At 72.0% G+C, this 19,807-nt stretch carries 21 protein-coding genes; 11 read left to right on the top strand and 10 right to left on the bottom strand.

Annotation, left to right across the window (positions count from 1 at the left end; translation table 11 throughout):
• Positions 1 to 3: 3 nt before the first annotated feature.
• Positions 4 to 1,074, top strand: coding sequence for a LacI family DNA-binding transcriptional regulator (locus OG698_RS04585; protein WP_406101565.1), 1,071 nt, complete (start codon positions 4 to 6; stop codon positions 1,072 to 1,074).
• Between the two features lie 87 nt (positions 1,075 to 1,161).
• Here the strand turns inward: OG698_RS04585 and OG698_RS04580 are convergent, their stop codons facing one another.
• Together OG698_RS04580 and OG698_RS04575 are read right to left on the bottom strand one after the other, a co-directional pair.
• Entirely contained in the window at positions 1,162 to 1,638 is a 477-nt protein-coding gene (locus tag OG698_RS04580; protein ID WP_406110843.1) for a luciferase family protein, read from the bottom strand.
• Positions 1,639 to 1,822: 184 nt separating this feature from the next.
• A complete protein-coding gene (locus OG698_RS04575; RefSeq protein WP_406101564.1) occupies positions 1,823 to 2,653 on the bottom strand; it encodes a phosphotransferase in 831 nt (276 codons plus the stop codon).
• Between the two features lie 58 nt (positions 2,654 to 2,711).
• Between OG698_RS04575 and OG698_RS04570 the strand changes: the two genes are divergently transcribed.
• On the top strand, positions 2,712 to 3,257 hold the full coding sequence (locus tag OG698_RS04570) for an HAD domain-containing protein (RefSeq protein ID WP_406101563.1): 546 nt from the start codon (positions 2,712 to 2,714) through the stop codon (positions 3,255 to 3,257).
• A gap of 90 nt (positions 3,258 to 3,347) precedes the next feature.
• Here the strand turns inward: OG698_RS04570 and OG698_RS04565 are convergent, their stop codons facing one another.
• Together OG698_RS04565 and OG698_RS04560 are read right to left on the bottom strand one after the other, a co-directional pair.
• Positions 3,348 to 4,247, bottom strand: coding sequence for an aminoglycoside phosphotransferase family protein (locus OG698_RS04565; RefSeq protein ID WP_406101561.1), 900 nt, complete (start codon positions 4,245 to 4,247; stop codon positions 3,348 to 3,350).
• 104 nt (positions 4,248 to 4,351) lie between these two features.
• Positions 4,352 to 5,281: a MerR family transcriptional regulator gene (locus tag OG698_RS04560; protein ID WP_406101559.1), complete on the bottom strand. Its 930-nt coding sequence runs from the start codon at positions 5,279 to 5,281 to the stop codon at positions 4,352 to 4,354.
• 96 nt (positions 5,282 to 5,377) lie between these two features.
• Between OG698_RS04560 and OG698_RS04555 the strand changes: the two genes are divergently transcribed.
• Positions 5,378 to 6,892: an alpha/beta hydrolase gene (locus tag OG698_RS04555; protein WP_406101558.1), complete on the top strand. Its 1,515-nt coding sequence runs from the start codon at positions 5,378 to 5,380 to the stop codon at positions 6,890 to 6,892.
• Here OG698_RS04555 and OG698_RS04550 read toward each other — a convergent pair.
• Positions 6,889 to 7,323, bottom strand: coding sequence for a MarR family winged helix-turn-helix transcriptional regulator (locus OG698_RS04550; RefSeq protein ID WP_406110841.1), 435 nt, complete (start codon positions 7,321 to 7,323; stop codon positions 6,889 to 6,891). The two genes, OG698_RS04555 and OG698_RS04550, sit on opposite strands and share 4 nt — an antisense overlap.
• Before the next feature lie 54 nt (positions 7,324 to 7,377).
• On the opposite strand from OG698_RS04550, the gene OG698_RS04545 reads away from it, so the two are divergent.
• The 4 genes from OG698_RS04545 to OG698_RS04530 all read left to right on the top strand — a co-directional run bounded on the left by OG698_RS04545 (position 7,378) and on the right by OG698_RS04530 (position 10,903).
• Complete coding sequence (locus OG698_RS04545; RefSeq protein ID WP_406101557.1) at positions 7,378 to 7,983, top strand: TIGR03086 family metal-binding protein; 606 nt, start codon at positions 7,378 to 7,380, stop codon at positions 7,981 to 7,983.
• A 164-nt stretch (positions 7,984 to 8,147) separates the two neighbouring features.
• The gene (locus OG698_RS04540) at positions 8,148 to 8,975 is read left to right on the top strand and encodes an N-formylglutamate amidohydrolase (RefSeq protein WP_406101556.1); all 828 of its coding nucleotides are present in this window, start codon (positions 8,148 to 8,150) and stop codon (positions 8,973 to 8,975) included.
• Positions 8,976 to 9,132: 157 nt separating this feature from the next.
• Positions 9,133 to 10,116 carry an alpha/beta fold hydrolase gene (locus OG698_RS04535; protein WP_406101555.1) on the top strand — a complete coding sequence of 328 codons (984 nt, stop codon included), beginning with the start codon at positions 9,133 to 9,135 and terminating at the stop codon, positions 10,114 to 10,116.
• Between the two features lie 139 nt (positions 10,117 to 10,255).
• Positions 10,256 to 10,903 (top strand): dihydrofolate reductase family protein, encoded by a 648-nt coding sequence (locus OG698_RS04530; RefSeq protein ID WP_406101554.1) that lies wholly within the window; start codon positions 10,256 to 10,258, stop codon positions 10,901 to 10,903.
• A 34-nt stretch (positions 10,904 to 10,937) separates the two neighbouring features.
• Here the strand turns inward: OG698_RS04530 and OG698_RS04525 are convergent, their stop codons facing one another.
• Positions 10,938 to 12,005 carry a class I SAM-dependent methyltransferase gene (locus tag OG698_RS04525; RefSeq protein ID WP_406101552.1) on the bottom strand — a complete coding sequence of 356 codons (1,068 nt, stop codon included), beginning with the start codon at positions 12,003 to 12,005 and terminating at the stop codon, positions 10,938 to 10,940.
• Positions 12,006 to 12,254: 249 nt separating this feature from the next.
• Between OG698_RS04525 and OG698_RS04520 the strand changes: the two genes are divergently transcribed.
• Positions 12,255 to 13,076, top strand: coding sequence for a VOC family protein (locus OG698_RS04520; RefSeq protein WP_406101550.1), 822 nt, complete (start codon positions 12,255 to 12,257; stop codon positions 13,074 to 13,076).
• Positions 13,077 to 13,086: 10 nt separating this feature from the next.
• Here OG698_RS04520 and OG698_RS04515 read toward each other — a convergent pair whose 3' ends face one another.
• The 3 genes from OG698_RS04515 to OG698_RS04505 form a co-directional block, all read right to left on the bottom strand.
• Positions 13,087 to 13,854, bottom strand: coding sequence for a sulfite exporter TauE/SafE family protein (locus tag OG698_RS04515; protein WP_406101549.1), 768 nt, complete (start codon positions 13,852 to 13,854; stop codon positions 13,087 to 13,089).
• Positions 13,855 to 14,060: 206 nt separating this feature from the next.
• Positions 14,061 to 14,867, bottom strand: coding sequence for an alpha/beta fold hydrolase (locus tag OG698_RS04510; protein WP_406101548.1), 807 nt, complete (start codon positions 14,865 to 14,867; stop codon positions 14,061 to 14,063).
• Between the two features lie 141 nt (positions 14,868 to 15,008).
• Positions 15,009 to 15,203, bottom strand: a complete 195-nt coding sequence (locus OG698_RS04505; protein ID WP_406101546.1) for a hypothetical protein — start codon at positions 15,201 to 15,203, stop codon at positions 15,009 to 15,011.
• Positions 15,204 to 15,666: 463 nt separating this feature from the next.
• Here OG698_RS04505 and OG698_RS04500 point away from each other — a divergent pair, with 463 nt between their 5' ends.
• Both OG698_RS04500 and OG698_RS04495 read left to right on the top strand, forming a co-directional pair.
• A complete protein-coding gene (locus OG698_RS04500) occupies positions 15,667 to 17,328 on the top strand; it encodes an ABC-F family ATP-binding cassette domain-containing protein (RefSeq protein WP_406101544.1) in 1,662 nt (553 codons plus the stop codon).
• Between the two features lie 34 nt (positions 17,329 to 17,362).
• A complete protein-coding gene (locus OG698_RS04495) occupies positions 17,363 to 17,542 on the top strand; it encodes a hypothetical protein (protein ID WP_406101542.1) in 180 nt (59 codons plus the stop codon).
• Positions 17,543 to 17,545: 3 nt separating this feature from the next.
• Here the strand turns inward: OG698_RS04495 and OG698_RS04490 are convergent, their stop codons facing one another.
• Positions 17,546 to 19,030 carry an FG-GAP repeat protein gene (locus OG698_RS04490; RefSeq protein ID WP_406101541.1) on the bottom strand — a complete coding sequence of 495 codons (1,485 nt, stop codon included), beginning with the start codon at positions 19,028 to 19,030 and terminating at the stop codon, positions 17,546 to 17,548.
• A 141-nt stretch (positions 19,031 to 19,171) separates the two neighbouring features.
• Here OG698_RS04490 and OG698_RS04485 point away from each other — a divergent pair, with 141 nt between their 5' ends.
• Positions 19,172 to 19,795, top strand: a complete 624-nt coding sequence (locus OG698_RS04485) for a class I SAM-dependent methyltransferase (protein WP_406101540.1) — start codon at positions 19,172 to 19,174, stop codon at positions 19,793 to 19,795.
• Positions 19,796 to 19,807 lie beyond the last annotated feature (12 nt).

Raw genomic sequence — 19,807 nt, 5'->3', positions numbered from 1 at the left:
GCTGTGCCAGCCAAGCGGTCTCCCGCGCGCCGACCGACCATGAAGGACATCGCGCTCAGGGCGGGTGTCTCGGAGAGCGCCGTGTCCTTCGCGCTCAACGACCGGCCAGGGGTCTCCGAGGTGACCCGCGACCGGGTGCGGCGGGTGGCCGAGCAGCTCGGCTGGCGGCCCAGCACGGCGGCCCGCGCCCTGTCCGGCGAAGGCGCGGCCACGGTCGGCCTGGTCGTGGCACGCCCGGCGGACACGCTGGGCGTGGACTCGTTCTTCCTCCAGCTCATCTCCGGCATACAGGAAGTCCTGGCGGAGCGTCACCTCGGCCTGCTGTTCCAGGTGGTGGAGGACGTCGAGGCGGAGTGCGCCGTCTACCGGCGCTGGTGGGCCGAGCACCGGGTGGACGGCGTGCTCGTCGTCGACCCCCGCACGGCCGACCCGCGCCCCGCACTCCTCGACGAACTCGGGCTGCCCGCCGTGGTGATCGGCGGAGTGCCCGACGCGGAGCACCCTGGCATGTCGACGGTGTGGGCGGACGACGCCGGCGCGATGGCGTCGGTCGTCGACGAGCTGTACGCGCTCGGGCACCGCCGCATCGTCCACATCGCGGGCCTGCCGGGCCTCGCGCACACCGAGCGGCGTATCCGCACCCTGCGAGCCGAGGCCGAGCGCCGTGGCCTGACCGAGGTGCGCTCCGTGACCACGGACTACTCGGACGCCGAGGGCGCCGCGGTCACGCGCCGCGTCATGGAGGGCGACACACCCCCGACTGCGCTCGTCTACGACAACGACGTGATGGCCGTCGCCGGGGTCGCCGCCGCCGGTGAACTGGGGTTCTCGGTCTCCGGCGACGTCTCGGTGGTGGCCTGGGAGGACTCCCCGCTGTGCCGCATGGTCAAGCCCTGGCTGTCGGCACTGTCCCGCGACACGGTCCAGTTCGGCCGCACCGCGGCCCAGGAACTGACGGCACTCCTGGACGGCGGCCCGTCGCGGACGGTCCAGGTGCCGCTGCCGCGCCTGATCGAGCGCGACAGCACGGGGGCGGCGCGGGGCGCGGAGGCCGTGGTGGGCCGGGGCGACTGACGGGCGGAGGTGCCTGACCGGCGGTCGACGGCCCTTGCTGAAGTGCCTGTTACGGATTTCGGCCCGCGCACCCCGGCATCGCTCTCGTCAGTGGCCGTGCGGCAGCATCCGTCCGACGGCCTTCCACGCGTCGTGGACACGGCCGTGGTGAGCGGGGCCGGAAGGTGCCGTCGGGCCGGAGGCGCGCGGCGAAGGGATCGCCCGTGGTTCCCAGTCACAGGGCGGAGCCGTACGGGCGGTGCGGGGCCCGGCGCACTCCTCCTCGGGCACTCCGAACGCTTCGTGTTCCTTGAGTGCCACGCTGATGAGCGTCAGCAGGAGTGCCACGTCGTCGTCGCAGTCGAGCAGCACAGTGATCCAGGAGGCGCCGGGGCGCACCCGGATCGCGGTGCTGTCGCGCAACAGCGGAAGGAGGCGTTCGACCGCCGTCCGGGTGAGGTACAGGTCTGCCGCATCGTTGGCATGGAAATGCACGATGTCGCACCCTGCTGTCCCGAAGGCGCGCCCAACGGCGCACCGGGGAGAGCCACTTACCAGGTTCGGCCAGGACTCCAGCTGGGTCATGGCGCGATGGGCCGCGGTCATGTGCCCATGGTTGCGCATTCTTCACCCCGCCAACCAGCCCTATTCACCACCCGCTTGATTAATCACTGGTTTCGGACACCTCACGGGGGGCGGAAGGGGGCGTGTGTCGCGCGCGGGGTGAGGCGAGCAGGAGCGCCGTGAATGCCTCGCGCCTGGCACCGGGTCAGGCGAGCAGGGCCGTCGTGAACGCCTCGCGCCCGGCACTGAGCCACGACTGAATCCGGTCCCAGCGCTCCCAGCCGCCTCGGTCGCGCAGCGCCTGGACGTAGGCGGGGTCCCCGTCGGCCACGCGCCGGGCGACGAACGCCCGGCATACCGCGGTGGCCTGTTCGACGACCTCCGGCAATTCGGCGCGCTCCCGCGGCGAGAGCCCGTAACCGTCCGCGAGGAGCCGCAGCCGGCCCGGGGCGTCCAACGCGTGAGAGGGGTCAGGTACGGGACAGAGCGGGGCCGCGGACTCGGGGTCCCGCATCGGGACCCAGTAGCGGGCGGTCATCGCGACATCCCAGACCGGGCGCCCCGGGGCCGCCTGGTCGAAGTCGATCAGAGCCACTGCGCGGCCGTCCCGGAAGACGACGTTCTCCTGGCACACATCGTTGTGGCACAGCATCGTTCCGCCCTCGGGATCGGCCAGCTCCCCGGCCCAGCCGGCGGATACGTCCACCGGGACGCGCGCACTCGCCTCGTGCAGGCTCCTCAGCAGGACCCCGACCGACCGGAGCGCGGTCTGTGACATGGCCCACCGCGGAAACGGCGGGACGGCAACGTCGCCGGGAATGAACCCCAACTGCTCACGCCCGTCGGCACGGACGCCGACCGGCACCGGAGCCGCATCGAATCCCTGATGCCTCAGAGCCGCGAGGTAGGCGTGGAGCGCCCGGACATTCGGCGGCGCCGGCCGCTCGACCACGTCGCCCCGCCGGAAGACCGCGCCCGCGTTCATCATGCCGCCCACCAGTTCGTGGCTGTCCGCAGGCCCCGTGTCCCCAGTCATGCCCGTCACACTAGCGGCGTGGCCGCGGGCGTGGTGCCCGAGTCGCTACGGTGCTGAAGTGACCGGATCCGAGCACCTTCCGCTGCTCTTCCTCGACGTCGACGGGCCGCTGATTCCGTTCGGCGGGCCGCCGGAGTGCTACCCGACGTATCCGATGTGCCGGCCAGGATGCCCCGACCCGCTGGGCGCCGACCTGAACCCCCTGCTGGCCAGGATCAACCCCGAGTACGGCCCCCGGCTCGCGGCGCTCCCGTGCGAACTCGTCTGGGCGACGACCTGGATGGACGAGGCGAACGACTGCGTCGCCCCGCTCCTCGGGCTGCCGCCGCTGCCGGTGGTGGACTGGCCCGACCCGCCGGTTCGGTACGCGCGCGATGAATGGCACGGAGTGCGTGGCCTGCACTGGAAGACCCGCGCCCTGGTCGTCGAGGCGCAGGGCCGTCCCTTCGCATGGGTCGACGACGAGATCACCGGCATCGACCGTGCCTGGGTCTTCGCACATCACCCGGAACGCGCCCTGCTGCATCGCGTAGACCCTCGACGGGGCCTCACGGAGGCGGACTTCGCCTGCCTCGACCAGTGGTTGCGCGCGGGTGCCGACTGATCCGGGCGGTGAGCGTGCCTGCCTCGACAGTGGTTGCGTGCCGCTGCGGCCCGATCCGGGGTGGTGTCGGTGCGTGAGCAGGACGGATCGTCAGGCCGCCGCCGTGTCGGCGGTGAGAAGTTCCGCGATGACATGGCGGGCGATGGAGGCCATCACCGGGTTGCTCTTCCGGTAGTACCGGAGCTCCAGGAGGGCGACCGACAGGGCCCAGCCGCGGCCCCGTGCCCAGGCGTCGTCGTCCGCGCCCGAGCCGGTCCGGAAGACCTCGCGTGCACCGGCGGGCAGCAGGTACCAGGCCGCAATGAGGTCGACCGCCGGGTCACCGAGGCCCAGACAGCCGAAGTCGATGACGGCGCTGAGCCGTCCGTCCGCGACGAGCACGTTCCCGGGCTGCAGATCCGCGTGGATCCACACGGCGGGCCCGGCCCACCCCTGCGCCCGCAGGGCCGACTCCCAGACGGCGGCCGCCGCGTCACCGTCCAGCTCCGCCCGCAGCTCGCGGATCGCCGCACGCGTCACCTCGTCCCGCTCCGCCAGCGGCTCGCTGCGGTAGGAAGCAGGGCCGCCGGTGGGGTCGACACGCTGGAGTACGGAGACGAACTCCGCCAAGTCCTCGGCCAGCAGGGCCGGTTCGGGGGTGCGGTTCGGGGCGGGGTTGGCGCCGTCGAGCCAGCGGTACACGGACCACGGCCACGGGAAGCCCTCGCCGGGAGTGCCCTTGCCCAGGGGCGTGGGGACGGCAAAGGGGAGCGCTCCGGCGAGCACGGGCAGCCACCGGTGCTCCTTGCCCACGTCCTGCGCGGAGCCCGCACGGCGGGGGAGCCGCACGGCCATGTCCTCGCCGAGGCGGTACATGGCGTTGGACGTACCCGCCGAGATGACCTCGGTGAGCGGCAGCCCGGCCCACTCAGGGAACTGCGCGTCGACGAGCCGGCGCACCAACGAGGCATCGATGTCCGCCTCCTCGGGCCGCAACTTACGAGGGCACATGGAAGCCTTTCGCGTAGAGCCGCATGGCGCGTCTGCCGTTGCGCCAAGATACGGAAGCGGGCGCCGCCGGCCCAAGCGATTAACCGCCGCTGGCTGCCCGCCCCTTACGTGGCCTGACGTGCGACCTGGGCGTCGAGCGCGGCGCAGAGCCAGTCGTGGGCGGCGCCGGGCGTCGGCCGCGAAGGCCCGGTCAGTTCGGCGACGAGCTGCCAGTAGTGGTCGATACGCGGATCGGCGGCCAGCACACGGCTGAGCGCGCGGCGGAACGCGGGGGTGTCGCGTACGCCCCGTGAGGCCGCATGGGCGGAGACGAAGCAGTCCAGCGCCTCGCCCTCGTGCGGTGACTGCTGGTCGCGCAGGTGCGGCGATGCCAGAGCGTGGGCCTCGCTGAGCCCCTCGTAGAGCACCCCGGGTCGGAACCCCTCGTCGGTCCGGTGCGCCGCCGGCTGGCCGCGGTCGCCGCCCTCGCACGAGCGCGAGGTGAACGCGTGCAGCCGGGCGAAAGCCAGGACGTGGGCCGGAGTCGGGTCCTCCGGAGGCTGCGGTACGGCCTGTTCGAGGACGGCGGAGACGACTCGGGCGGGCATCCGGAGCGGCAGCCACCGGCGCCAGAACCGGGCCGGTGCGGCCGTACTGGGCGGGGCCGACATCGCGCCGACGAGAAGCAGCCGCTCGGTACGCTCGGCAGGCGTGCAGTCCTGGAGCAGCTGCAGCGCGGCCTCCCGCCAGCGCAGCGCGGCCAGTTGGGAGCCGATGTCCCGCAACTGCCCCGCGACGACGTCCTCAAGAGCGTCGTCCAGCGCGCCCTCTTCACTCAGCACACGGCCCACGTCCGGCAGCGGCAGGTCGAGGGCGCGCAGGGAGCGGATGACGCGGAGCCGGTCGAGCGCCTCGGGTCCGTACCGGCGATGGCCGCCCGTACTGCGGGGCTCTTCGGGCAGCAGACCGCGGTCCGAGTAGAAGCGGACCGTCTTGACGGTGACGCCCGCGCGTTCGGCGAGCTCCCCGATGGACCACGTGCTGTCGGCGGTCAAGGCTTGAACCTCCCTCAGGGGGAGTTCCTACGGTACCGGCGAGCGTGGACGGCCGGTGCGGCCGGTTGGTGGACGATGGCGTGTGAGGAGACGGGTATGACGGCATTCATCCTGGTGGCGGGGGCCCACACCGGCGGCTGGGTATGGCGGGAAGTGGCCGCCGGGCTGAGGGACGCGGGGGAGCGGGCGTACGAAGTGACGCTCACGGGCATGGACGGCGGCGGTCGTCCGGCGGGGCCGGGCGTGGATCTGGAGACGCACATCGAGGAGCTGGTGCGGCTGATCGACCGGGTCGAGGCGCAGGACGTGGTCCTCGTCGGCCACTGCTACGGCGTTCACCCGGTGCGCGGCGCCGCGCACCGGCGGCCCGAACGGATCGCCAGGATCGTCCAGGTGGACGTAGGCATCCCCCAGGACGGCGACCCGGCTCTCAAGCTGGTGCCCGACCAGACGGTCCGCGAGCGCGTGCTGACCCTGTCCCAGGAAAGCAGCGCCGGGACGCTGCCCGCGCCGGTGGTGGTGGAGTGGCAGCGTTGGGGCAGCGTCGCCGGCCTCACGGCCGAGGCGCTGGAACGCCTGACCGAACAGGCCGTTCCCCAGCCCCTGGCCACGCTCACCCAGCCGCTGCGTCTGTCCGGCGCGGGCGCCGAGCTGCCGACGACCGGTGTCCTGTGCAGGGCCAACGGGTCGAGCATCGCCGTGGTCGAGGCGATGGTGGCCATGGGCGATCCCGCGTTCCAGGCGCTCGCCGACGCGGGTGTCAGTTTCTTCGAACTCGAGACCGGGCACTGGCCGATGCTCTCCGCTCCCCGCGAGCTCGTGGACGTCCTGCTCCGGGCCGCCGCGGGGGAGGGGCACCAGGTGTCCACCACCGGGCGCGAACAGCCCGCGCATCTACGGCCGTTCCTCATGGACGTCAAGGAGCGGCCCCGGGAGCGGACGGGCCGTGTCGATCTGCATCTGCCCGATGCCGACGGCCGCCGGCCCGCCGTGGTCTTCGTGCACGGCGGGCCGGTTCCGGCCGGCGCCCGCCCGACACCGCGTGACTGGCCCGCCTTCGTCGGCTACGCCCAGTACGTGGCGAGCCTGGGCGCCGTCGGCGTGACCGTGGACCACCGGCTCCACGAACTGACCGCGTACGGACGGGCCGCCGACGACATCGCCGGGGCGATCGATGTCGTGCGGGCCGATCCACGGGTCGACGGCACCCGCGTCGCGCTGTGGTTCGTGTCCGCCGGCGGGCTCCTGTCTGCCGACTGGCTCGCGGCGCCGCCGCCGTGGCTGCGGTGCGTGGCGGCCTCGTACCCGATCCTCGCGCCGCTGCCGGGCTGGGGGCTCACCGACAGCCGGTTCCGCCCGGCGGCGGCGGTCCGTGGTGCGGGGCAGTTGCCGATCGTGCTGACGCGGGTGGGGTTCGAGCGCCCTGAAATCGCGGTGACGGTCGAGGAGTTCGTGTCCGCGGCAGCGGACTGCGGCACCGCGGTCGAGGTGATCGACGTGCCGCTCGGACACCACGGCTTCGAGACGGTCGACCCCACCGACGCGTCACGCGACGCGGTGGAGCGGGCGGTGCGCTCGGTGCTCGGACACCTGGGGGCAGGGGCCGGCTAGAGGGTGTCCGCATCCGGGGTCAGGGTGTGGACCGAGTCGAGGAAGACACGGCGGTCGGCCGCGGGGAGCCGGGCCAGGAGGTGGTCCTCGTGCGCGTGGATGTCGGCCTGGGCGGACCTGCGCACGCGCCGGCCGTCGTCGGTGATGGAGAGGAGCCGGACCCGGCGGTCGTGCGGGTCCGGGGTGCGGGAGATCAGTCCGTTCTCCTGCAACGTGTCCAGCGTGGAGATGATCCGGGTCTTGTCGGCGCCGATGGCCGCCGCGAGCGCGGCCTGCGTGCGGACCGGGCCGTCGTCCAGGGCGCTGAGGACGACGTATCCCCACATCGAGATCCCGTGCGACGCGAGCACCGGCAGCTCGGCGGCGATGAGGGAACGCACCAGGGGCTGCAGCATCGCGGCGAGGTCGCGCCGTCCGCCGTTCTTGGCCATCACGCGCCGATGATAGACGTTGACATGTGATAGGCGTCAGCGGATCATAAGCGTATGCCTACGAATAAGGATCTGGTCGCGCTCGACGCGCAAGCGGTGCGTACGAGCGTCGACGTGGTGGCGCGGGCGACGGCCGGGGACCTGGTCAGGCCGACGCCGTGCGCCGGGTGGACGCTGCGTGACCTGCTCGGTCACATGGCCGCGCAGCACTACGGATTCGCCGCGGCCTCGCGCGGAGAGGCGGACATCGCGGTGTGGCAGCCGCGTCCCCTGGGGGACGACCCCGTCGGGACGTACCGCGCGGCTGCCCAGCACGTCCTGGAGGCCTTCGCCGTCGACGGGGTGACGGAGCGGGCGTTCCCGCTCCCGGAGATCCGCGACGGCGGACCGTTCCCCGGAGCGCAGGCCGTCAGCTTCCACCTCGTCGACTACGTCGTGCACTCCTGGGACGTGGCCCGGACACTGGGGCACACGGTGACGTTCGACCCCGAACTTCTCGATGCGGCGCTCGCCGTGGCGCGGGTGGTGCCCGGAGGCGAGGCGCGCCTCGGCCCCCGTGCGGCCTTCGCGCCGGCGGTCGCGGCCGACGGTGGCTCCCTGCTCGACGAGATCGTCGCGCTCCTGGGCCGCTCCCCGTCATGGCGGCCCGCGCCCGCGTAGCCCTTCGCCCGGCGGGCTCGGCCTCGGGGCGGCGAACTGGTCTCGCAGCGCTCCTACCGCACTCGGATCAACCCGGACGCGGTCGGCCTCGGCCCACGTGACGGCGAAGCACCCGTCCGCGCACTGCGGCCTGCGAGGGCCATCGGGCGGGGGAGAGTGGGCACATGGACACCATGGACAGTTCCGTACAGGACACCCGGCCGTCGTACCGGCTGATTCCCGGGAGCGCGGCCTCGCCCGTGCTTCTCCACGTGCCGCACGGCTCGCGTGTCGTGCCGGCGTACGTCCGGAAGGGCATCGTGCTCGACGACGTCTGTCTGGAACGGGAGTTGGACCTGATCACGGACGCCCATACGCAGGACATCGCCGAACTGGCCGCGCGTGACGCGGCGATGACGCCCTGGCGCTTCGTCAACGAACTCTCCCGCCTCGTCGTGGACCCCGAACGCTTTCCCGACGAGCGCGAGGAGATGAGCGCGGTCGGCATGGGGGCGGTGTACACCCGCACCACCCACCGTGAGATTCTCCGGCCCGAACCTCCCGCCGATGGCCCCGAGCTCCTCGACACCTACTTCCACACCTACGCCGCCGCGATGACGGACGCCGTCGAGGACCGGCTCGCCGCCGCCGGGCGCGTGGTGATCGTCGATGTGCACTCGTACCCGAGCCGGGCCCTGCCGTACGAACTCCACGGCGCGGGCCCGCGCCCGCACGTGTGCCTGGGCACTGATCCCTTCCACACCCCCGACGCCCTGCTCGCGCAGGCGCGCGCCGCCTTCGGCGGGCTCGGGGGCATCGCCCTCGACACACCGTTCGCCGGGACGTACGTGCCGCTGCGGCACTACGGCAAGGACCCGAGGGTCAGCGCACTCATGATCGAACTCCGGCGGGACATCTACCTGGACGAACCGGTGACGCCCACGCCGGGCCTGCCCGAAGCCGCCACCGCGCTGGCGGAACTGGTGGACATGATCGGAGGCGCGGGCGACTGAGCAGAACGCACTCCAGCAGATCGCCTCGGCCGAGCGGATTCTTTGCCAGAACGGCAAGAAGGGTCGGTGGCGCGCCAAGGCCCGTTGCATGATCGGCGTCAGGGCCGCCACCGCCGCTCGCACCCGGCGTGGCCGCACGGTGTCTACAGGAGGTCGCATGTCGCAGCAGGCCGCGCAAGCCACACACCGACTGGTCGACGGGCCCGCGGGCCGGATCCACCTCGTGGAGCAGGGCGCCGGGCCGCTGGTCCTGCTCGTGCACGGGTTCCCCGAGAGCTCGTACTCGTGGCGCCGCCAGCTGCCGGCGCTCGCGGCGGCCGGATACCGGGCCGTCGCACTCGACGTACGCGGCTACGGCCGTTCCTCGAAGCCCGCCGACCCGGCCGCGTACGGAATGCTCGACCTGGTGGACGACAACGTCGCCGTCGTGCACGCCCTCGGCGAGCGGTCCGCGGTGCTCGTCGGGCACGACTGGGGCGCGAACATCGCCGCCCACTCGGCCCTGCTCAGGCCGGAGGTCTTCCGCGCGGTCGCGCTGCTGAGCGTCCCTTACACCCCGCCCGGCGGACCGCGGCCCAGCGACATCTTCGCGGGCATGGGCGGGAACGAGGAGATCTACGTCTCGTACTTCCAGGAGCCCGGGAGGGCCGAGGCGGAGATCGAGCCGGACGTGCGCGGCTGGCTCGCGGGCATCTTTGCCGCGCTGTCGGCCGACACGATGGCCGCGCCCGGCGCACCCGACCCGCACTTCGTCGCCCGGGGTGGAACGATGCGTGAACGCTTCCCCGTCGACCGGCTCCCCGCCTGGCTCGACGAGGCCGAACTCGACGTGTATGCAGGGGAGTTCGAGCGTACGGGACTGACCGGAGCGCTCAACCGATACCGGAACATGGACCGGGACTGGGAGGAACTCGCCGCCCACCGAGGCGCCCCCGTCACCCAGCCCTCCCTGTTCATCGGCGGCGCCATGGACGCGTCCACCACGTGGCTGGCCGATGCCATCGACGCCTACCCCACCACCCTGCCGGGCCTGCGCGCGTCGCACATCCTCGACGGCTGCGGCCACTGGATCCAGCAGGAGCGCGGCGACGACGTCAACCGCATCTTCATCGAGTGGCTGGCCGGGCTCCCCGACGCCTGAGGGTCGCCTGCCCCGTGCGCGCTGCGGTGACGGGATTCCTGGAAGAAGATCGGGACGGGCTGTCGATCCGGCCCCGCACCGTTCGACGCAGGGGTGAGAGCGGGAACGGACCCGCTACCGTCACCACCAAGGAGACGTCATGCCCAAGCTCCGCGTACACAACATCACTGTCTCGCTCGACGGGTTCGCCGCCGGTACCGACCAGCGCATGGACGCGCCCTTCGGCGACGGGATCGACGACGGCCTGCACGACTGGATGTTCGCCGCGATGAAGGACCACGCCGACGGCAAGCAGGGCGTCGACGTCGAGTTCGTCGCCCGCAGCGAGGACAACATCGGCGCCACGATCATGGGCCGCAACATGTTCGGCCCGTATCGCGGACCGTGGGAGAACGAGGCGTGGACCGGCTGGTGGGGCGACAACCCGCCGTTCCACCACCCGGTGTTCGTGCACACGCACCACCCGCGTCCGTCGGTGTCGATGAAGGGCGGAACGGACTTCCACTTCACCGACGAGCCCATCGAGACGGTCCTCGCCAGGGCTTACGAGGCGGCGGACGGCAAGGACGTGCGCATCGGCGGGGGCCCGGCCACGATCCAGCAGTACCTGCGTGCCGGTCTCGTCGACGAACTGCACCTGGCCATCGTGCCGCTCCTCGTCGGCAAGGGAGAGTGCCTGCTCGACAACCTCGGCGACGGCGTCGCCGGCTACGACGTCGCGGAACTCGTCAGCTCCCCGGCGGCCACGCACGCACGCCTGGTCCGCCGCTCTCCGGCCGGCGCATGACCCGGTAGGCGACTGACCCGGTAGTCGGCGCGGGTCACTTGCGGGCCACGTAGTACACGTTGAGGATGTCGCCCTCGACCTGCTCCACGTCGATGTCACCGAACCCGGCATCGGCGAGCATCTGCAGCGCCCGCTGCCGCCCCCACACCGTGCCGAGCCCCGCGCCGCCCTCGCCCAGCGACACGGTCATGCAGTAGAAGACCGAGAAGGTGTACAGGGCGGGGCCGAGGGGATGGTCGATGTTCTCCTCCAGGTTGCTGGAGGCGGAGATGTCGCCCATGAGGAACACACCGTCGTCGCGCAGCGCGGCGGCCACCGCGTCCAGGGTGCGCGCCGGGCGGGCCAGGTCGTGGATCACGTCGAACGCCGTGATGAGGTCGTACGTACCGCTCAGATCGGCGGTGTCGACCACGTCGAACCGGACGTTGTCGAGGCCGAGCCGCTCCGCCTCGGCGCGCGCCGCCGCGATGCCCTTCTCTGAGATGTCGACCCCGCGGAACCGGCTCTTGGGGAACGCCTGGGCCAGCAGATTCACCGCACGGCCCTGCCCGGTTCCGATGTCCAGCGCGTCGATCCCGGCACGCAGCCGCTCCGGCAGGCCCGGCGCCAGCGGGATGATCGCGTCGACCAGGGCCACCTCGTAGACACGCTCCGTCTCCTCGGCCTGGAGCTCCTGAAACCGCGGATACGAGGAGTAGGGGACCCCGCCGCCCGTGCGGAAGGAGTCGAGAACCTCGTCCTCGACGATGCCGAAGAGTGCGAGGTCCTGGAGGAGCGAGGCCATGTTCTCCGGCCCGGCTGCCCGGGTGAGAGAGGCGGCGTGCTCGGGCGGGAGCCAGTACGTGCCGTCGGCCGGCCGGTATTCGACGACACCGGCGACGGTCAGGCCGCCGAGCCACTCCCGTACGTACCGCTCGTCGAGATCCGCGGCCTTGGCGATCTGGACGCTGGTCGACGGCGGAAGAGGTGCCATCGTGTCGAAGAGCCCTGTCCGATGGCCGAGGCTGCACAGATAGCCCAGACACGCGTCATTGACCACCTGGGCCATGCGCCCGGCGAACTCTTCCTTCCGCTCGGAATCGACTGCCTGCCCGGTCGTCATCGTGGACTCCTTCCGGCGGGACCGGGGCACCACCCTCCCCGAGACCAGGATGCCGACGCGGCACGGCCCACAGCGTGCCCGTTCAGCACCTTTTATCCTGATTCTACGCTGGGCGTTCCGAGGCGCCCCGGCTTCCTGACCTCTCGCCCGGCGGCTTCCGGCCAGGTGCGTGTCGCCCCACTGGGTGATGGCCGCACGAGGCCGTTCTTGCTGCAATGGGCGCAGGCCGTGATTCAGGGATGGTGCACGATGACCGACAGACTGGCCACCGAGGCCGGTGACGAGGACGGCCCGCCGAGCGGCGCCGTGCTCGGGGCCCCATGCTGGGTGAGCCTTGCGGCGCACGACCTGGCCGCCACCAGAGCGTTCTACGAGGCCGTGCTCGGCTGGGAATTCCGCCCGGGCCGCCTCGGCGACCGGTTCGTCGTCGCGATGGCGGACGGCAGACCGGTGGCGGGCATCGGCGCGGTGGCGTCCGCCCTCGGCGTGGCCACGGCCTGGCTGCCGTACTTCGCCGTCGGTGACCCGGACGAGACGGCGAGCCGGGTCCGCGAACGCGGCGGCACCGTGGGCGTGGGCCCGATCCCCTTCCCGCTGGGCCGCGCCGCACTGGTGTCCGACAGCAGCGGCGCCACCTTCGGGATCTGGTCCGGGCACGTCGATCGGGACTGGAGCGGATGCCACCCCGAGGCGCAGGTCAGGCTCCGGCTCGTGACCAGGAACGCCTTCGACGCCGCCATCTTCTACGGCGAGGTCCTCGGCTGGACCGGGCCCGGCGGCTGCGACGTCCGCTACGAGAACGAAGAGGTCGTCCTGGTCTGCGGCGGCCTGTCGATGGCCCGGATCAGCTCCGGCGCTGTCGAGGCGGCCCCCGATCCCGACGTCCGACCGCACTGGCAGGTCCAGTTCACCGCGGACGACGTCGCCGAGCGCGCCCGTGCGGCCGTCAAACACGACGGTGCCGTGACGGGCGAGTGGGAGGACGAGGAGGGGCGCTGGGCCACGCTGCGGGACGCTCAGGGTGCGCAGTTCAGGGTGTTCGAACCCCATGGGGGTGCCTCGGCAGGGTGAGCAGGCTCGGTCACCGGAGCAGCAACTGGACGACGGCGACGGTCCCCACCGTCACGACCAGGGCGCGAAGAGCCACGGGGCTGAGGCGCCGGCCTGCCTTCGCGCCGAGCTGACCGCCGAGTGCGGAGCCGGCCGCGATGAGCAGTACGGCCGTCCAGTCGAAGTCGGCGACGAAGAGGAAGAAGAGGACGGCGACGGCGTTGACGAGGGCGACCAGGACGTTCTTGACGGCGTTCAGGCGTTGCAGCGGCTCGTCCAGAAGCATGCCCATCAGCGCCACGTAGAGGATTCCCTGCGCGGCGGAGAAGTAGCCGCCGTAGACGCTGGCGAGCGTGAGGGAGGCGAACAGGAGCGGCCCCACGTCGCCGCGCGGGCGCGCGCCGGACCGCTCGCGCCGGCGCCGCACTCGGCCGCTGATCAGCGGCTGGAACGCGACCAGGACGACAGCGAGACCGACGAGGGCCGGCACGATCGTCTCGAACGCAGTGGCCGGAAGGGTGAGCAGAAGCGTGGCGCCCGCGAACCCGCCGAGCACGGCACCACCACCCAGCTTCAGGATGCGCCGCCGCTGCCCGGCGAGTTCGGTGCGATAGCCGATGGCGCCGCTGATGGATCCCGGGATCAGACCGAGCGCGTTCGAGACGGTCGCGGTGACGGGCGGCAGGCCGGTGGCGAGCAGAACCGGGAACGTGATCAGAGTCCCGGAGCCCACCGCGGTGTTGATGGCTCCGGCGCCCACCCCGGCCGCACAAACGGCGACCATCTCCCACACCGTCACTCCGCCCCGCCCCTCTCCCCTTCGTCTCGCATGCCGCAGACCCTAGGCCGCGGACAGTTCGGCGCCTGTCGAAGCGTTCGCGGCGGCCGAAGCCGGGCGGGGCCGAACTCTTCCCCAGGCCTCGCGAAACCAAGATCGCCGGACCGCACCCAGCCCGTTCCGTTCTTCGCGGACAAGCCCGACGAGAACCTGCTCCGGCACATCCCTTAATCGGGCAGGGAGTTGAGGAAGTCGATCAGTGCGGTGTTGACGGCATCGGGCTGTTCCATGTTCGGCAGATGTCCCGCGCGGTCGACGACAGTGAGGGTCGCGTGCGGGGTCAGCCGCTGAATGGCCCGGGCGTCCTCAGGTGGGGTGTACACGTCGTCCGCGCCCACCACGATGAGCGTGGGAGCGGACGTGGCCGCCAACGTCTCGCGGTAGTCCGCCCGTTCGGCGCGCCCGCGCAGGGCCGCGGCGGCGCCCGCCGGGTCGGTGGTCCGCATCATCTCCAGTACGTGCGCGGCGACTTGGGGCATCGCGGTGACGTTGTAGGGGGCCAGCATCTTGTCGATCACCTCACCCGCGTAACCGTCCATGCCCTCCGCGAGAAGCCGGTCGGCGAGGCGGTTGCGGAAGGCCCTGCCCTCGTCGGTCTCGGCCACCGGCGAGGTGTCGGCGAGGACCAGGGCCCGCACGCGCTGCGGGTGGCTGCGCTGGAACTCCATGGTGATCTGGCCGCCCATGGACACACCGCCGACGACGGCGCGGTCGAGCTCCAGGTGGTCGAGGAGGGCGGCGATGTCGTCCGCGAACGCGGGGAAGAGGGTGGTGCCCGCGACCGTGTCGCTGTCCCCGTAACCGCGCAGGTCAGGGGCGATGAGGCGGTATCCGGCGGCGGTGAGCGCGGCGGTCTGGGGGCGCCACATGGTGCGGTTGAAGGGGTGGCCGTGGATCAGGACGACGGGCACGCCGTCCGCCGGGCCCAGGTCGTCGAAGTGGATCGTGGCACCGTTCGAGGTGAGGCGGCTCATGCGGGCACTCTAGGGCCGCGATCATGAACGGCCGGCGGCGGGCGGGCACCGCTCGTGCGCGCGAGGGCATCGTTCCGCGCGGGGGCAGCGTTCGGTGACCCCGTGTCGCAGGCCGTGACGGTGTGGGCGGCCGCCCGCGCGTCAGTTGTGGCCGAACTTCCGCGGCTGCTTGTGCGAGTGGTGCTCCGAGATCCGGCGTGCGGGCTCCTCAGAGGGGTCGGTCGCCTTAGTGATCGGCTCCGGCGTCGACTTCTTCGGGGCGGCGGGGGCAGTGCGGTCATGGTCGTGGCCGCCCGAGCGGGCGCCGCGGTTGTGTCGGCTCTGTTTCTTGCTCATGATCGTTCCTCCTGCCGGAGTGCGCCGGAGTCGAGTGCCCGACGGCAGTCCGGCCACTCCCAGACTTGCACGCGGCCGCGCATGGTGCATGTCGGGCGCTCAGGGTGCATGGCGGGCAGGATAGAGCCCGTGACCTGCGGCTCTTGCCTTCCGATCACCCGGTCGTTAAGGTTTTCGGCGTCTCTGTTGTCTCCGATTGAGGTGGACGTTGCGCATCTGAGGATCGCGATCACCGCGCCGTACGGCCTTCGCCGCCGTACGCCCGTCACGCCGCAGCGGCCGTTCCGTGCCGCCCGTGACCCCGCGTGGATGCGACCTCGGTGCATGAGCCGTCCCCGATGATCTGTCGGACAGCCGCACCCCCCTTGCCCGGTTTTCGGATCTCCGGATTCCCGGCTCGGTCGCCGCGTGGTGCTCGCATACGTAGCCCCCTCCCACCGCGCTTGCGAATGCGAGAAACACCATGGCGACACCCACCGCGCCCAGCGCCTCCCTGACCTGCTCCGGCCTGTCCTTCCAGTGGCAGGACGGCACCCCTGTCCTCGACGGGCTCTCCCTCGCCATCGGCCGGGGCCGTACCGGACTCGTCGGCACGAACGGCACCGGCAAGTCCACCCTGCTGCGCCTGCTCGCCGGCCAACTCGCCCCATCCCAGGGGTCAGTGACCGTCGGCGGCAGCCTCGCGTACCTGCCGCAGAACATCACCCTCGACACCGCGATGCGCGTCGACCAGGCCCTCGGTATCGCCGAGCGGCGCGCCGCGCTGCGCGCCATCGAGAACGGCGACGTGAGCGAGGAGCACTTCGACACGGTCGGCGACGACTGGGACGTCGAGGAGCGGGCCCTCGCGACCCTGGGCTCACTCGGCCTCGCGGACGTCGAACTCGACCGCACCGTCGGCCAGTTGTCCGGCGGCGAGACCATCCTCCTGCGCCTTGCCGCCCTGCTTCTGGAGCGCCCCGACATCCTCCTGCTGGACGAGCCGACCAACAACCTGGACGTCTTCGCGCGGCGCAGGCTCTACGAGGCTGTCGACTCCTGGCGCTCCGGCGTCCTCGTCGTGGTCAGCCACGACCGCGAACTCCTCGAACGGGTCGACCGTATTGCCGAACTGCGCTCCGGCTCCGTGAGCTGGTACGGGGGCGGCTGGTCCGCGTACGAGGAGGCGCTCGCCACCCAGCAGGAGGCGGCAGGGCGGATGTTGCGGGCCGCCGAGGCCGACGTGCGCCGGCAGAAGCGCGAACTGGAGGAGACCCAGATCAAGGTGGCCCGCCGCGCCCGGCAGAGCAAGAAGCTGGACGCCCAGCGCAAGGCCCCGAGAATCGTCGCGGGGGAGAAGAAGAGGTCCGCGCAGGAGTCCGGCGACAAACTGCGCGGGCTGCACGAGGACCGCCTCGGCGAGGCGCACGAGCGGCGCGAGGAGGCCGCTGAGGCGATCCGCAACGACGCCGAGATCCGCGTGAGCCTGCCCCACACCGCCGTTCCCACGGGCCGTACGGTCCTGAGCCTCGACGAACTGAGCCTCCCGCACGGCAAGTTGCGCGACGGCAGCCTCCATATCCACGGCCCCGAGCGCATCGCGCTGGTGGGGCGCAACGGAGCCGGGAAGACCACGCTCCTGCGCACCCTCACCGGTGAGCTTCAACCGCTGTCGGGCGAGGCGAAGACGTTCGTCCCGCTGCGGTTCCTGCCGCAGCGCCTCGATGTACTGGACGAGCGGTTGAGCGTCGCGGCGAACGTGGCCCGCATGGCCCCGGGCGTCACCGACAACCACATCCGCTCACAGCTCGCGCGGTTCCTGTTCAAGGGCGCCCGCGCGGAGCAGCCGGCCGGCACCCTCTCCGGCGGCGAACGCTTCCGTGCGGCACTCGCGGCGACGATGCTCGCCGCACCGGCTCCGCAGCTCCTGATGCTCGACGAGCCGACCAACAGCCTGGACATGGCCAGCGTGCGGCAGTTGACGAGCGCACTGGAGTCGTACGAGGGCGCCCTCCTGATCGCCAGCCACGACCTGCCGTTCCTCGAATCGATCGGCATCACCCGCTGGCTGCTGCTCGGCGAGGACCTTCAGGAGACGACCGCGGAGGAGGTACGCGACCTGTTGGCAGGGCCGGAGGCCGGGTGAAGCGGGGGCGGTGGTCGGGGCGGTCCCGGGATCGTTGATCGATCGGCGGGGCCGCAAGGCCGGCATCAACCCCTCCGACCTGAAACGCCTCCAGGGCGGCACCATGCCCCTCGTACCCGCCGAGGAGAGCGCGAGCGGCGCGGGTGCCGGCGCGGCGTCCAGCGCCTCGCCGGCGAACCGGGCCGCACGGGACGGTCCACCCCCGGACGGCTGAGGCCTACGCGGTGCGCGGCGGGAGCCCGAGGCCGGACGGATCCAGGAACTGGATCCGTCCGGCCGTGCCAAGTCCCTCCGGGGTACCCGGGAAGAGCCAGATGCCGCCCTTGCCGCGCCGATAGCCGGGGGCGTTCGCCACCACGTCGGAGCGGCCGTCGCCGTTGACGTCGAGGAGCGGGAACGTGGCGGCGAACCCGTCACCGCCCGACGGGTCGTGCTTGCCGGGCACACCCGGGGTGTCGAGGTCGAAGGCGGTCGCGTTCGCGCCCGCCGGGGTACCGTCGGGACCGCCCGGCAGCAGCGTGAAGCGGCCGTCGCCCTGGTCCTCTCCCGGTGTGTCCACGAGCAGATCCGGATGCCCGTCACCGTTCACATCGCCGGTGCCCGCGCCCCTTCCGAAACCGTCCTTGCCCTGCGAGTCGCCCGGAACACCGGGTGTCTCCTGGTCGAAGACGACGTTCGGCCGCCCGCCTCCTGCACCCGACTTCGAGCCGTACGCCACGGTGAGCCGCCCCGAGGCGGGGCCCTCCGCGACACCCACCTCGCGGTAGCCGGGCGCGAGTATGTCCTCGATCCCGTCGCCGTCGACGTCGCCGCTGCACGGCACCATGACTCCGTCGTACGTATCGTTGCCGAGGTTCCCGGGCGGCCGGGCCGGCGTCAGCCCGCGGGGGCTGCCCCGGAAGTACGTCACGTACGGGCCGTTGTCCACCGGCGGATCCGCGTCCTCCTCGCCCGGGATGGGGTCGGTGAACATGACATCGCCGAAGCCGTCGCCGTCGAAGTCCCCGCTGATCGCCTGGCTGGGGCTCGCCGTGTTCTTGAGTGCGGCGGTGCGGGCGGGCGCGCCGTCCTTGCCGAAGGGGCCGTAGGCCACCAGGCCCTGCCGGTCCGGCAGTTGGGTGTCGTTCCCGTTGGGGTGGTACCCCGCGTAGACCAGGTCGACGGTCCCGTCGCCGTCGACATCGGTGGCCGCGCTCGCCATGACGAGACCGGCGGCCTTGACGGGGACCGGGTCGCCGAGGCCCTTCTTGCCACCGGGCAGGATCACGGCAGTGCCGGGGTCGTCCCGGCGCGCCGGATCCTTGGCGTGGTGGTCGGTCTGCGTCGCGACCAGGTCTGTGTAGCCGTCACCGTCGAGGTCGGCGCGGAGCAGCGGACCGTAGAAGAAGTCGCGGTAGGTCCTGCGGCGCCCGGGGTCCAGGCCCTTGGCGGAGCCGGGGAGGACGAGCAGGTGGTAGCCGGTCGGCTGCCGGAACTTGTTCCGCGTGGTCAGGGGCGTGACGAAGTCGTCGTAGCCGTCCCGGTCGAAGTCCCCGAGCCCGCGCTCGCCCGCACCCCGGCCCGTGGGCACCCTCGGAGCCGGGTCGGCGGTGCGGTCCTCGCGGGCGTCGCCCTCCGAGCAGCCGGCGAGCAGCGTCACCGTGCATCCGCAGGCGATCAGGGCCTGCGACAGACGACGGCGATTACGGGGCGCACGGGACAAGACGTTCTCCTGGGTCTCCTGTGAGTTACGGATTGGACCGCTCGGGAAAAGCCATGGTTGCGGTCCGGAAGGTCGCGGTTCGGCAACGTCGCACGGGGGCCGCCGTGATGCCATGCTGGAAAGGAGATACGGAGGACCGCCATGGGGTTCTATGCCGAGCAGGTGCTGCCCCGGATCATCGATGTCGCCTGTGGCGTGAAGATGACCACACCGCTGAGACGGCGGGTCTGCGAGGGGCTGCGGGGCCAGGTCGTGGAGATCGGGTTCGGCACGGGACACAACGTCCCCTACTACCCGTCGACCGTCGAGGGCGTCGTCGCGATCGAACCCTCGGACGTCGGATGGCGACTCGCCGCCGCGCGGGTCGGCGCGGCGTCCGTCCCGGTGCGCCGCGCGGGCCCGGACGGCCAGTCGCTGCCCTTCGAGGACCACAGCTTCGACACCGCGCTGTCGACCTGGACGCTGTGCACCATCCCCGACGCCGGGGCCGCCCTGCGCGAGGTGCGCCGCGTGCTGCGGCCCGGCGGGACACTGCACTTCCTGGAGCACGGGCTCGCACCGGAAGGGGACGAGAACGTACGCCGCTGGCAGCGACGCATGGAACCGGTGAACAAGCGGCTCTTCGGCGGCTGTCACCTCACGCGCCCGATCACCGACCTGCTGACGGAGGCCGGATTCACGATCACGGCTCTGGACGTCTTCTACGAGCAGGGCGCGCCGAAGCCCATAGGCGCCGCCTACCTGGGTGTCGCGCTCGCGCCGTAGACAGGCGAATCT

Source organism: Streptomyces sp. NBC_01003 (assembly GCF_045162695.1).
Lineage (GTDB): Bacteria > Actinomycetota > Actinomycetes > Streptomycetales > Streptomycetaceae > Streptomyces.
The sequence above is the reverse complement of the archived record's forward strand: the minus strand, read 5'-3'. Positions and strand labels throughout refer to the sequence as shown.

What these genes read in the sequence shown, in the direction of transcription:
- OG698_RS04580 (WP_406110843.1), bottom strand. Translation starts at nt 1,638, where the DNA reads ATGACCCAGCTGGAGTCCTGGCCGAACCTGGTAAGTGGCTCTCCCCGG.
- OG698_RS04575 (WP_406101564.1), bottom strand. Translation starts at nt 2,653, where the DNA reads ATGACTGGGGACACGGGGCCTGCGGACAGCCACGAACTGGTGGGCGGC.
- OG698_RS04565 (WP_406101561.1), bottom strand. Translation starts at nt 4,247, where the DNA reads ATGTGCCCTCGTAAGTTGCGGCCCGAGGAGGCGGACATCGATGCCTCG.
- OG698_RS04555 (WP_406101558.1), top strand. Translation starts at nt 5,378, where the DNA reads ATGACGGCATTCATCCTGGTGGCGGGGGCCCACACCGGCGGCTGGGTA.
- OG698_RS04550 (WP_406110841.1), bottom strand. Translation starts at nt 7,323, where the DNA reads ATGGCCAAGAACGGCGGACGGCGCGACCTCGCCGCGATGCTGCAGCCC.
- OG698_RS04545 (WP_406101557.1), top strand. Translation starts at nt 7,378, where the DNA reads ATGCCTACGAATAAGGATCTGGTCGCGCTCGACGCGCAAGCGGTGCGT.
- OG698_RS04540 (WP_406101556.1), top strand. Translation starts at nt 8,148, where the DNA reads ATGGACACCATGGACAGTTCCGTACAGGACACCCGGCCGTCGTACCGG.
- OG698_RS04535 (WP_406101555.1), top strand. Translation starts at nt 9,133, where the DNA reads ATGTCGCAGCAGGCCGCGCAAGCCACACACCGACTGGTCGACGGGCCC.
- OG698_RS04530 (WP_406101554.1), top strand. Translation starts at nt 10,256, where the DNA reads ATGCCCAAGCTCCGCGTACACAACATCACTGTCTCGCTCGACGGGTTC.
- OG698_RS04525 (WP_406101552.1), bottom strand. Translation starts at nt 12,005, where the DNA reads ATGACGACCGGGCAGGCAGTCGATTCCGAGCGGAAGGAAGAGTTCGCC.
- OG698_RS04520 (WP_406101550.1), top strand. Translation starts at nt 12,255, where the DNA reads ATGACCGACAGACTGGCCACCGAGGCCGGTGACGAGGACGGCCCGCCG.
- OG698_RS04510 (WP_406101548.1), bottom strand. Translation starts at nt 14,867, where the DNA reads ATGAGCCGCCTCACCTCGAACGGTGCCACGATCCACTTCGACGACCTG.
- OG698_RS04505 (WP_406101546.1), bottom strand. Translation starts at nt 15,203, where the DNA reads ATGAGCAAGAAACAGAGCCGACACAACCGCGGCGCCCGCTCGGGCGGC.
- OG698_RS04500 (WP_406101544.1), top strand. Translation starts at nt 15,667, where the DNA reads ATGGCGACACCCACCGCGCCCAGCGCCTCCCTGACCTGCTCCGGCCTG.
- OG698_RS04485 (WP_406101540.1), top strand. Translation starts at nt 19,172, where the DNA reads ATGGGGTTCTATGCCGAGCAGGTGCTGCCCCGGATCATCGATGTCGCC.